We start from the raw sequence: 11,028 nt of genomic DNA, 5'->3' as shown, positions 1-11,028 counted from the left end.
GGGGGGGCGGGGGCCGGGCCGCCGGCCGCCGGCCGCCGGCGTGGCCAGTGTCAGCCGAGGCTGGCGGCCGACGCTCGGTGTCAGCGGAGGCCGTTGAGGATCTTCTCGTAGCGAAGTCGGTCGGCCGCCGGGGTCTTCGCCTCGAGGTAGTTGAGCACCACGGCCCCACGCCGGTACGACTGGCCGCCCCACGTCTCGGCGATGTCGCCCGCGCTGGTCTCGTCGGGGAACACGTAGACAGTCACGCCGTCGGTGGCGACGATCTCGGAACAGCCCAGCCCGAGGCCGTCCGGTCCACAGTCCACGGAGCGGTCCTTCGGGTGCGTCACTCGCAGACCGGCGGCCTTGAAGGCGTCGACCACCTGTCGGGCGCCGGGCGCACCGGCCGGGCGCGCGGGCAGCACCACCGGCGGCGGGCTGGCCGGCCGGCGTTCGACCGGCCCCTGCGCTGGCGCGGGCGGCACGGCGGGCGGCGGGGTCGGCTGGACGGGGCGACCCGACGGCTCGGCGGCATCGGCCGAACCGGACGGGACCGTCGACGGCGTCGGCGCGCTCGCGAGGTCGCTCGCCACCGGGGTCGCGACGGGCGAGGCCGGCGAGGCCGCCCGAGAGCTGTTGTCGTCACTGCCGCAGCCAGCGGTCAGAGCGACGGCGACCAGAAGGATCCCGACGGCGGGCAGGCTCCGATGTGTCACCAGGGCAGTCTGACGGGCCGCGCCGGACGGCGGCAGTGGCCGGTCGGGCAGCGCGCTGTCCCATATCCGCCAACCCAATGGCACGACTCGTCAGGGAACGACGCGCCGGGAGGCTAACCTGCGGGCATGTCCGGCACACCGTGGATCTCGTTGACCACCGACTACGGCCTCACCGACGGTTTCGTGGCCGCCTGCCACGGGGTGATCGCCCGGATCGCGCCGGCCGCCCGGGTCATCGACGTGACCCATCTGGTGCCGCCGGCGGACGTCCGGCGCGGAGCCGCGGTGCTGGCGCAGACCGTGCCCTACCTGCCGGTGGGCGTGCACGTGGCGGTGGTCGACCCGGGGGTGGGCACCGCCCGGCGGGGTGTCGCGCTGGCCACGCCGGGTGGGTTGCTGGTCGGGCCGGACAACGGGCTGCTGCCGGACGCCGCCGCCGCGCTCGGCGGGGTGACCGCCGCGGTGGAACTCACCGAGCCGCGCTGGCTGGCGGCCCAGGTCTCCGGCACGTTCCACGGCCGGGACGTCTTCGCCCCGGTGGCGGCCCGGTTGGCGCTCGGTGCGCCGCTGGCCGGGGCCGGTCCGGCGGTCGACCCGGACGGGCTGGTCCGGCTGCCGCCGCCGGTCGTGGCCCGCGACGCCGAGGGCTTCACCGCCGAGGTGCTGACCGTCGACCATTTCGGAAACGTTCAACTAGCCGCACCGGCCGAGGTGCTCGGCCCACTCCCGGCCGCCGTCCGGGTGAGCTCGTCGGGGCCCGGACCGGCCCGCGCGGCCGTGCGCGGACGGACGTTCGGCGACGCGCCGGAGGGCGGCCTGGTGGTGTACGTCGACTCGGCCGATCTGGTGGCGGTGGCGGTCAACGGCGGCCGGGCGGTGGACGTCCTCGGTGTGTCTCCGGGTGACCTCCTGCGGGTGGCCGGGTGACATTCGACTATGGAATGCTGCCCCGGTGGGTGAACACGTAGTTCCCGTGGGCTGTCCCTGTTGTGCCTCTCGGACCGGCGGCGGGACCTGCCCGGTCTGCTTCTGGACCGACGACGGTCAGAGTGACGCCGACGCCGACGCCGTGCGGGGTGGCGCCAACGGCGACCTGAGCCTGTCGCACGCCCGGCTCAACTACGCCGTGTACGGGGCGAGCCACCCGCGTTACCAGGACATGGTGCGCCCCGCCCGCCCCGACGAGCGTCCCTGAGGACGCCCGCCGAGGCGGGGTCGACTCAGCAGACCGGAACGGTGCCGCCGTAGACGGCGGAGATGTACGCGTGGCTGACGTACTGCCCGGTGGCCAGGCGGTTCCACCTGGTGGTGGTGCGGTACGGGCCGGCGACCGACTGACCGGTGACGTAGCACTGGATCGGCACGTTGGCGAACCGTGCGGCGAAGCCACGGGCCGCGTACGACGTGCTGGGCCCGCTGCGGATGTTGAGCGGCCCGTCACCGACGACGCCGCGCGGCCCGCCGCCGGTCCACAGGTAGGCGACGTCCACCCAGGCGTTGGTGGTGAGTTGGAGGCCGTCGATGAAGGTGCCGTCGGCCAGGTCGATGCCGGCCGGGTTGAGCACCGTACGCCCGAACTGGTCCCGCCCACCGTTGTAGCCGGACTGGTAGGCGGCCTGCGCCTCGGGCCGGCCCTGCGGCAGGTTCTTCCAGTTCTCCCGCACCGCGGACGGGTTCCAGTAGTCGTCGCGGGTGTTCCACGGCCCGACGTCCCAGACCGGGGCGTACTCGCAGCGGGCGCCAGTGGTGGTGCAGACCCGCACGGTGTAGTCGCCGCTGTTGAGCGGGGAGAGGCCCCGGCGCGACGGTAGCGCCGCGAAGTGGTCGCGCGGCTGGATCGTGCGGCCGTTGGCGGTCAGTTCGCCGACCAGCCCGATCCGGGTGGCGTACACCCGGTAGGTGAGGCCGGGCGTGGCTGCGGAGACGGCTGCTGTCGCGTCGGCGGTGAGCTGGACGCCGCGTACCGTCGCGGTGGCGCCGCCGACCCGCGCGGTCAGCACCACCCGGGTCTGCACCTGGCTGACCGGCCGGTCGAAGACGGTGCCGGCGGTGGCGGTGGCGGCCCGCCACTCGGTCCAGCCATTGACCCGCCATCCGCGGACCTGTGCCTCCACGCTGGCGCCGGCGGGGACGTCGGCGTTGATCGCGGCGCGGACCCGGGTGGCCGGTCGGGTGAGGGCGCGTGGCGCGGTCAGCAGCATGCCCTCGGCGAGCGCGCTGTGCGGGCTGCGCGGGGTGCGTCCGGCCGTGCGCGCCTCGCGCAGCCGCAGCCCGGCGGCGGTACGCCGGACGTTGACGTCGTCCCGGTCGACGGACAGGTCGGCGCTCCACCGTTCCGCACCGGGCGCGGCGGCGGTCAGGGTGAGCGACGTGCCGGTTGCGGGGACGGTGGTCGGGAAAAGGCTGGTGGCGGGCGCTACGGCGGCTGTGAGCGTGAGGGCGAGGGTGGCGGTGAGGGTGGCGGGTCGGATACGACAATGAGGTCGCGTCATGGGCATTCTCCTCAGAACTCCCTGACCCTCGCATGTCAGGAGATCATGAGGAACCTGACTACAAATAGCGACACATGCGAATCTTGCTCGAAAGAGGGAGGATGGCAGGGTGCCCGAAGGTGACACCGTCTGGAACACCGCCCGCGTGCTGCACCGCGCGCTGGCCGGCGCGCGGCTCACCGGGTCCGACTTCCGGGTGCCGCAGCTGGCCACCACCGACCTCACCGGGTGGACCGTCCGCGAGTCGGCCAGCCGGGGCAAGCACCTGCTGCTCCGCCTCACCGCCCCGGACGACGCGCGGTGGACGCTGCACTCCCATCTGCGGATGGACGGCGCCTGGCGGGCGTACGCGCCGGGGGAACGGTGGAGCGGCCGACCCGCGCACCTGATCCGGGTGGTGCTGCGCACCCCCGGCGCGGTGGCGGTCGGCTACCACCTGCACGAGCTGGCCCTGGTGCCGACCGGCGAGGAGGACGGCCTGGTGGGTCACCTCGGGCCGGATCTGCTCGGCCCGGACTGGGACCCGACCGAGGCGGTCCGGCGGCTCGCCGGGCACCCGGAGCAGACCATCGGCGAGGCCCTGCTCGACCAGCGCAACCTGGCCGGGGTGGGCAACCTCTACAAGTGCGAGGTGCTGTTCCTGCGGGGCGTGTCGCCGTGGACGCCCGTCGGCGCGGTGCCCGACCTGCCCGCCACTGTGGCGCTCGCGCAGCGGCTGCTGGCCGCCAACCGGGGCCGCTGGACGCAGAGCACCACCGGTTCGCTGCACCGGGGGCAGACCAGCTACGTGTACGGCCGCCGCGCCCAGCCGTGCCGCCGCTGCGGCACCGCCATCCGCAAGGAGGAGCTGGGCGAACGGGTCACCTACTGGTGCCCGGTGTGCCAGCCGGAGCAGTCGGACACCTGAACTGGCCCTCGCCGGCCGGGGCCAGCCCAGATACGGACGATTGGGTAATTCCTATCCGGCCTCCGACGTCGCATGCTGCGGTTGAGTGCTCACCGCCCGTCAGCAGAGTGCCGAGGGCCGCCACGCCGGGGTGGCGATCCTCGTGCCCCAACCTCGGGGAGAGTCATGGCGATCTTCCGCAGACTCCGCTCCACCTTCTTCTACCGGCCCACCCCCGACAGCCTCGGCCGGACGGTGTCCGTGCCGGCCGCGCGTACCACCGAGGAGGCCGCACCCGCCGCGAGCCTGGACCCGACCGCCGTGCCGCGCTGCTTCGGGCCGGTGCCGAACGTCGCGTACAGTCCCCGCCCGACGCGCGGCCCCGACGGCCGGCCGGCGCCGGGCACCGGGCTGCGCAAGTTCGTCGACGCGCTGCCGATCCCCGGCCGGGCGGGCGGCACCGACCTCGGCGGGCGGTTGCCGGTGGCGGTGCCCGACACGATCAGCTACCCGGGCTGCGACTACTACGAGATCGGGCTCCAGGAGTACACGCAGCGCCTGCACCGGGACCTGCCGGCCACCCGGCTGCGCGGCTACCGCCAGCTCAACCTGGGCACCGACGCGTCCGGCCACAACACCGTGGCGCCCCCGGAGCGACCCTGGCACCTCGGCCCGATGATCCACGCCCGGCGGGGCCGGCCGGTCCGGGTGAAGTTCATCAACCAGCTCCCCACCGGCCGGGCCGGCGAGCTGTTCCTACCTGTCGACGAGACGGTCGAGGGGGCCGGCATCGGCCCGCTGGACGGCCCCGCGCCGTACCCGCAGAACCGGGCGGTCCTGCACCTGGCCGGGGCGCAGACCGGCTGGACCAGCGCGGGCAACCCCGGGCACTGGATCACCCCGGCCGGTGAGATCACCCCGTACCCGACCGGGACGGGCCTGACGCCGGTGCCGGACATGCCACCGCCCGGCGTCGGGGCCACCACGCTCTACTTCCCCAACGAGCAGAGCGGCCGGCTGCTCTGGTTCCACGACAACACAGTCGGCCTGGCGCGGCTCACCGTCTACGGTGGGCAGCTCGCGCCCTACCTGCTCACCGACCCGGTCGAGGACCAGCTCGTCGCCGACGGGGTGCTGCCGGCCGACCAGCTGCCCCTGGTGATCGAGGACAAGACGTTCGTACCGGACGACACCCAACTCGCCGCCGAGGACCCGACCTGGGACCGGGAACGGTGGGGCGCCCGGGGCAGCCTCTGGCACCCCCACGTCTACCAGCCCCGGCAGAACCCGTACCGGTCGGGCGGGCGCAACCCCACCGGCCGGTGGGACTACGGCCCCTGGTCGCGCAGTCCCGCCCCGGACGGCAGCCGGGCCGACGGCGAGCCCACCGTCGACGGCTGGCCGCTGGCGGAACGCATCACCGGCGGGCCACCACCGACCGGGCCGGGGCCGGTGCCGAACCCGCACCACGACCCCGTCGGGGCGCCCACCGAGCCCCCGCTGCGCCCCGGGGTGCCACACCCGTCCGCGGTGCCCGCGGCGTACGGCGACACCCCGCTGGTCAACGGCGTCGCCTACCCGTACCTGGAGGTGCGTCCCCGCGCGTACCGGTTCCGCATCCTCAACGCCTGCCTGGACCGCAGCCTCCACCTACAGCTCTACCGGGCCTGCTCGGACGCGCCGATGTGGACCGACGACGGCGTCCTGGCCGACGCGGACGCCGGCGAGGTGCCGATGGTGCCCGCCGTACGGGCACCGGACCGGCCGGCGGCCTGGCCGAGCGACGGGCGGGACGGCGGTGTGCCGGACCCACGGGCCGCCGGCCCGGAGTTCGTCCAGATCGGCAACGAGGCCGGGCTGCTGCCCGCCCCGGTGGTGCTGCCGAACCGGCCGATCGGTTACCGCTACGACCGGCTCGACCCAACGGTGCTGAACGTGGACGGGCACACGCTGCTGCTCGCCCCGGGTGAGCGCGCCGACGTGCTCGTCGACTTCTCCACGGTGGCGCCGGGCAGCACGCTGATCCTCTACAACGACGCCCCGGCCCCGCTGCCCGGCTTCGACCCGCGCAACGACCAGCACACCGACGCACCGGACCGGACGGCCGAGGGCGGCCCACCGCCCACCGAGCCCGGGTACGGGCCGAACACCCGTACCCTGCTCCAGTTCCGGGTGCGCGGCGTGCCCGAACCGGCGTACGACCTGGCCCGGCTGTGCGAGCGGCTGCCCGGGGCGTACGCGGCCAGCCAGCGCCCGCCGATCGTGCCGCAGCCGGCGTACGACCCGGCCTTCGGCAGCCGGACGGCGGCCGAGACGACGGTGTCGGCGCACGCCGACACGGTGACGTTCACGCCGTTGGGCGGCGGCGGCCCGGTGACCCTGCCGATCGAGATCAAGGCCGCCCAGCAGGTGTTCGAACCCGGTCACGGGCGGCTGGCCGGGCGACTCGGCGTCGCCCACCCGCACGCCGGGCCGCTCGCACCGGCGACCCTGCCGCTCGGCCCGACGGACCCGGTCACCGAGGTGCTGTACGCCGCCGACCCGGCCATCCCGGTCGGCGCCCCGGCCGACGGCACCCAGCTGTGGCGGATCAGCGGCAACGTCCGGCAGACCGAGCCGCTGCACTTCGGCGGCTGCGACGTGCAGGTCGTCAACCGGGTCGGCTGGGACGGCACGCAGCGCCAGCCGCACCCGGCGGAGCTGGGCTGGAAGCAGATCGTCCGGGTCAACCCGCGCGAGGACGTGGTGGTGGCGCTCCGTCCCGTCGCTCCGGCCCTGCCGTTCAAGTTGGGCGACAGCGTCCGGTTGCTCGACCCCGGGCGTCCACCCGGCGCGCGGGCCGGGTCGACGCCGATCAGCCCGACCGACGGGCGAGCCGCCGTGGTCGTCAACCAGATGGTCAACCTCGGATGGGAGTACCGCTGGCACAGCCAGCTCGCCGGCCACCGCGACCTGGGCATGAGTCGTCCCCTGGTGCTGCGGGTGACGCCGAGGGCGCCCACCGGGCTGACCGCCACGCCGGTGCCCGGCTCGGCCACCGCGTTGCCGGCGATCGCCCTGGCGTGGACCGGCAACGGCGGACGCCCGCCCGCGACCAGCCACCTGCTGCAACGGGCCACCGACGCGACCTTCGGCGGCGACGTCACCACGATCACCGTCGCGGCCGCCGCCACCCGCTACACCGACGCGACGGTCACCCCCGGCCAGACCTACCACTACCGGATCCGTGCCGAGAACGACGTCAGCTACTCGTCCTGGTCCAACAGCGTGCCCGCCTCGGTGCATCTCGCCGCGCCGGGCGGGCTGATCGCGGCGATCCCGCCCGCCGCGCCGCTGCGGGTGGCCCTGCGCTGGACAAACCGCTCCTTCGCCACCGGCATCGACGTGCAGCGGGCCACGAATCCGACCTTCACCAGCGGCCCGGGTACCACTGCCATCGGGGTCGGTGACAACCACCTGGACACCACTGCCGCCCCGGACACCACGTACTACTACCGGGTCCGCACCACGTACCTGGGCGCCGCCTCGGCCTGGTCGACGGTGGCCGCGGCGAGCACGCCGCCCGCGCCGGGCATCCCGAGCGAGGTGACCGCCGCCGCGACCGCGCCGGGGCCGGACACCGCCACTGTGGTGCTGGGGTGGACGGCGCACACGCCCGCCGGTCCGGGGTCCGGGTTCATCGTGCAGCGGGCGCTGGACCCGGCGTTCGGCCAGGAGGTGGCGACCTTCACCGTGACCGGTCGCGGCTTCACCAACACCGGGCTGGCCCGGGGCGTGACCTACCACTACCGGATCCGGTCGTTCAACGTCGTGGGCAGTTCGCCGTACACCGGGCCGATCCCGGTCACTACCCCACCGTGACGGGCGGGGCGGGGGCTCAGCTGGTGGGTGCCCGCAGCCCGGAGCCGCCGGCGCGCAGCTCGGCCAGGGCCGAGGCGACCCCGTGCAGCAGGTCGGTCGCCTCGGTCAGCCGGTCGGCGGCCGGGTGGGTGGGCTCCGGTCGGGCGTCCTCGGCGAGGTAACCGGCGGCGGCCACCACCAGCCGCTCGTAGGCCGCCACGCCGCTCTCCAGCTGGGCGGTCAGCGTGCGATGCGCCTCGGCCAGCGGCGCCCGGGCGTCGGTCGGCGCGAGCCGCAGGGCTCGTTCCACGCTGGCCACCCGCGCGGCGAGGTCACGCAACGACCGGTCGGCGGCAGCCGCCTCCAGCACGGCCGGTTCGGCCAGCCCGGTGAGCCGGGGCGCCATTCCGGCCAGGGTGAGTGACGCCCGGTCCAGTCGGGCCCACTGCTGCCCGGCGGTGGTGCCGCGCAGCGCGACCCGACTGCGCACGCGGCGCACCTCGGCGAGCACGCCCGAGCCGACCGGCAGACGCTCGACGGCGGCCACCAGCCGGGCGCGGGACCGGGCGGCGGCCTCGGCCGGATCCAGCGCCGGGGGCGCCGGTCGGGCGGCCAGTGCCCGCAGATCGATCCAGCGCCAGGCGGCCAACGCCACCGCGCTGCCCGCGGCGCCGGCCCAGGCCGCGTCCGGCAAACCGAGGCCGGCGTACGGAGTCAGCACCGCCGCGGCGCCGCCGAGCCCACCGGCCAGCACGCTCCACCGCCGGGCGGAGCGGCGCAGCCGACCCAGCTGACGGAAGTACCGCGTGCGCTCGTCTGCCACCGAAGCCTCCTCGGACCGTTCAGCCGGCGGCGGTCGGGTCGCCGGTGCCCCGTTCGCGGGCCATGCTGGCGCGCAGCTCGTCCAGCCGGGCGGCGGCGGTCGGGTCGCTGCCCGGACCGGCCTTCTCACCCTGCGGCACCGCCGGGCGCTGCGCCGTGCCGCCGAGCTGCTCCCCCGCCATGCTGGACCGGATCTGCTCCAGCCGGGCCGAGCCCGCCGAGTCGATGGTCGCCTTCTGGATCTCCAGCATCCGGCCCTCGACGGAGTTGCCGGCCAGCTCCGCGCGGCCCATCGCGTTGGCGTACCGCCGCTCGATGCGGTCACGCACCTCGTCCAGCGACGGGGTGGTGCCGGGGGCTGTCATCGACGACATCGACTCCAGCGAGCGGGCCACCGTCTCCTGCATCTTGGCCTGCTCCAGCTGGCTGAGCAGCTTGGTGCGCTCGGCGAGCTTCTGCTGGAGGATCATCGAGTTGTTCTCGACGGCGCGGCGGGCCTGCGCGGCGGCGCCGAGCGCCTGGTCGTGCAGGGTCTTCAGGTCCTCGGTGGCCTGCTCGGCCGAGACCAGCTGGGTGGCCAGGGCCTGGGCGGACTGCTCGAACCGCACCGCCTCGGCCTCGTCGCCCTTGGCGCGGGCCTGGTCGGAGAGCACCAGAGCCTGCCGGGCGTTGCCCTGCAGCCGCTCGACCTCGGACATCTGCCGGGACAGCTTCATCTCCAGCTGACGCTGGTTGCCGATGACCGCCGCAGCCTGCTGGACCAGCGCCTGGTGCTGCCGCTGGGCATCCTCGATGGCCTGCTGGATCTGCACCTTGGGATCGGCGTGCTCGTCGATCTTGGCACCGAAGAGCGCCATCAGGTAGTTCCAGCCCTTGACGAACGGGTTCGCCATCTCCGCGGTATCCCCTCAGTAGCGTCGCTCCACCGCGATCGGGCCGGGTTCAGCCGACCGACCGCGGACCGGCCGGTCTCCATCGTCCCAGCCGAACGCCAGCGGGGCATCCGTACCGGGTGCTCGACGGGAACCGTCGGCTCCTGCGGGCAACCCTACGCGGCCGGGGCCACGTCGCCCATGGTCAACGGTTCGACGGGCTCAGGCGGCGCAGACCACGTCCCGGTCGCGCTCGGTGGGGCGGACCCGGGTGCTGCGCAGGGTGGCCCGAAGCGGCGAATCCTGCCGGACCGACACGGCGACCTTGCCGTCGGAGGTGACCTGCCGGACGCCCCGGTTGGCGCCCTTGCGCACGGCGGCCGTCGCGCCGACGGGCGCGGCCTCGGCCGGCTCGTCCTGCATGCCGACGAGCACCCCGGCGGGCATCTGCTCGGCGAGGGCCACGGTGTCGCTCACCTCGCGCAACAATTCGGACAGGCGGGCACCGAGGGCGTCGCAGATCGCGGCGAGCAGCTCGCTGGACGGCTCCTTGTGCCCCCGCTCGATCTCCGAGAGGTAGCCGAGGCTGACGTTGGCGGCGGTGGACACCTCACGCAGTGTGCGCTGCTGTCCCTGCCGGCGCGTCCGCAGTGCGTCACCGATCACCCGGCGTAGCAGGACCATCGCACCTCCCCCTGAGGGATACCTCTCGCCCGGCGTCGGGCGGCCGGCCGCGGCGGACCGCGCCGGCTCCGAGCGTCGGAGCCTTCCCGCAACCGTACCCGCTGTGGGGCCCGGCGACATCCCGCCCCGCCCGTCGGTTCGCCCGGGGCGGCTCATCGGCGCCCCACGCCGGCCGTCCCGGAACCGTCGCGGGCGGCCTCCTCGGCCGTCGCCACGCCGTCGCGGGCGGCCTCGTCGGCGGCGTGGATCCGCTCGGCGAGCAGCCGCAGCGCCTCGATCACGGCGGCCGAGCGTACGTGGTCCCGCCCACCGTCCAGGTCGAGCTGGCGGACCTCTCCCCCGGTCGGGCCGGCGACCGCGACGTAGACCAGGCCCACGGGCTTGCCGTCCTGCGGCTCCGGGCCGGCGACCCCGGTGGTGGCGAGCCCCCAGTCGGCGCCGCAGCGCCGCCGGCCGCCCTCGGCGAGCGCAGCCGCCACGTCCGGGTCGACCGGGCCGCGCTCGGCCAGCAGATCGGCCGGTACGCCGGCCAGGGTGGACTTCAGGTCGGTGGCGTAGACGACCAACCCGCCCCGGTAGATCCCACTGACCCCGGCGATCTCCACGATCGACGCGGCCAGCAGCCCGCCGGTGAGCGATTCGACGGTGGCCAGGGTCTCGTGGCGCTGCGACAGACTGTGCACGACACCCGCCGCCGCGCTACCCGTGGCGTTCTCTTCCCGCTCTTCCCGCTGCAT

10 protein-coding genes are annotated in these 11,028 nt (G+C 75.0%); 4 read left to right on the top strand and 6 right to left on the bottom strand.

What is annotated here, in order from left to right:
* Positions 1-80 precede the first annotated feature (80 nt).
* On the bottom strand, positions 81-695 hold the full coding sequence (locus AB0B39_RS31395; RefSeq protein WP_357576098.1) for a hypothetical protein: 615 nt from the start codon (positions 693-695) through the stop codon (positions 81-83).
* A 126-nt stretch (positions 696-821) separates the two neighbouring features.
* Here AB0B39_RS31395 and AB0B39_RS31390 point away from each other — a divergent pair, with 126 nt between their 5' ends.
* On the top strand, positions 822-1,622 hold the full coding sequence (locus AB0B39_RS31390) for an SAM-dependent chlorinase/fluorinase (protein WP_357576097.1): 801 nt from the start codon (positions 822-824) through the stop codon (positions 1,620-1,622).
* Positions 1,585-1,890 carry a CPCC family cysteine-rich protein gene (locus AB0B39_RS31385; RefSeq protein WP_308195446.1) on the top strand — a complete coding sequence of 102 codons (306 nt, stop codon included), beginning with the start codon at positions 1,585-1,587 and terminating at the stop codon, positions 1,888-1,890. Before AB0B39_RS31390 ends, AB0B39_RS31385 begins: the two co-directional genes overlap by 38 nt.
* A 25-nt stretch (positions 1,891-1,915) precedes the next feature.
* Here AB0B39_RS31385 and AB0B39_RS31380 read toward each other — a convergent pair whose 3' ends face one another.
* Complete coding sequence (locus AB0B39_RS31380; RefSeq protein WP_357576096.1) at positions 1,916-3,187, bottom strand: hypothetical protein; 1,272 nt, start codon at positions 3,185-3,187, stop codon at positions 1,916-1,918.
* Positions 3,188-3,296: 109 nt separating this feature from the next.
* Between AB0B39_RS31380 and AB0B39_RS31375 the strand changes: the two genes are divergently transcribed.
* Positions 3,297-4,094, top strand: a complete 798-nt coding sequence (locus tag AB0B39_RS31375; protein ID WP_357576095.1) for a DNA-formamidopyrimidine glycosylase family protein — start codon at positions 3,297-3,299, stop codon at positions 4,092-4,094.
* Between the two features lie 165 nt (positions 4,095-4,259).
* Positions 4,260-7,934, top strand: coding sequence for a hypothetical protein (locus AB0B39_RS31370; RefSeq protein ID WP_357576094.1), 3,675 nt, complete (start codon positions 4,260-4,262; stop codon positions 7,932-7,934).
* 16 nt (positions 7,935-7,950) lie between these two features.
* Here the strand turns inward: AB0B39_RS31370 and AB0B39_RS31365 are convergent, their stop codons facing one another.
* The 4 genes from AB0B39_RS31365 to AB0B39_RS31350 all read right to left on the bottom strand — a co-directional run bounded on the left by AB0B39_RS31365 (position 7,951) and on the right by AB0B39_RS31350 (position 11,028).
* A complete protein-coding gene (locus AB0B39_RS31365) occupies positions 7,951-8,736 on the bottom strand; it encodes a hypothetical protein (protein WP_357576093.1) in 786 nt (261 codons plus the stop codon).
* A 19-nt stretch (positions 8,737-8,755) separates the two neighbouring features.
* On the bottom strand, positions 8,756-9,628 hold the full coding sequence (locus tag AB0B39_RS31360; RefSeq protein ID WP_357497894.1) for a PspA/IM30 family protein: 873 nt from the start codon (positions 9,626-9,628) through the stop codon (positions 8,756-8,758).
* A 201-nt stretch (positions 9,629-9,829) separates the two neighbouring features.
* Positions 9,830-10,291 (bottom strand): helix-turn-helix transcriptional regulator, encoded by a 462-nt coding sequence (locus AB0B39_RS31355; protein ID WP_234588300.1) that lies wholly within the window; start codon positions 10,289-10,291, stop codon positions 9,830-9,832.
* Positions 10,292-10,443: 152 nt separating this feature from the next.
* Complete coding sequence (locus AB0B39_RS31350) at positions 10,444-11,028, bottom strand: CinA family protein (protein ID WP_357497897.1); 585 nt, start codon at positions 11,026-11,028, stop codon at positions 10,444-10,446.

Source organism: Micromonospora sp. NPDC049114 (genome assembly GCF_040648635.1).
Classification (GTDB): Bacteria; Actinomycetota; Actinomycetes; order Mycobacteriales; family Micromonosporaceae; genus Micromonospora.
The sequence above is the reverse complement of the archived record's forward strand: the minus strand, read 5'-3'. Positions and strand labels throughout refer to the sequence as shown.

What these genes read in the sequence shown, in the direction of transcription:
- AB0B39_RS31390 (WP_357576097.1), top strand. Translation starts at nt 822, where the DNA reads ATGTCCGGCACACCGTGGATCTCGTTGACCACCGACTACGGCCTCACC.
- AB0B39_RS31380 (WP_357576096.1), bottom strand. Translation starts at nt 3,187, where the DNA reads ATGACGCGACCTCATTGTCGTATCCGACCCGCCACCCTCACCGCCACC.
- AB0B39_RS31370 (WP_357576094.1), top strand. Translation starts at nt 4,260, where the DNA reads ATGGCGATCTTCCGCAGACTCCGCTCCACCTTCTTCTACCGGCCCACC.
- AB0B39_RS31360 (WP_357497894.1), bottom strand. Translation starts at nt 9,628, where the DNA reads ATGGCGAACCCGTTCGTCAAGGGCTGGAACTACCTGATGGCGCTCTTC.
- AB0B39_RS31355 (WP_234588300.1), bottom strand. Translation starts at nt 10,291, where the DNA reads ATGGTCCTGCTACGCCGGGTGATCGGTGACGCACTGCGGACGCGCCGG.
- AB0B39_RS31350 (WP_357497897.1), bottom strand. Translation starts at nt 11,028, where the DNA reads ATGCAGCGGGAAGAGCGGGAAGAGAACGCCACGGGTAGCGCGGCGGCG.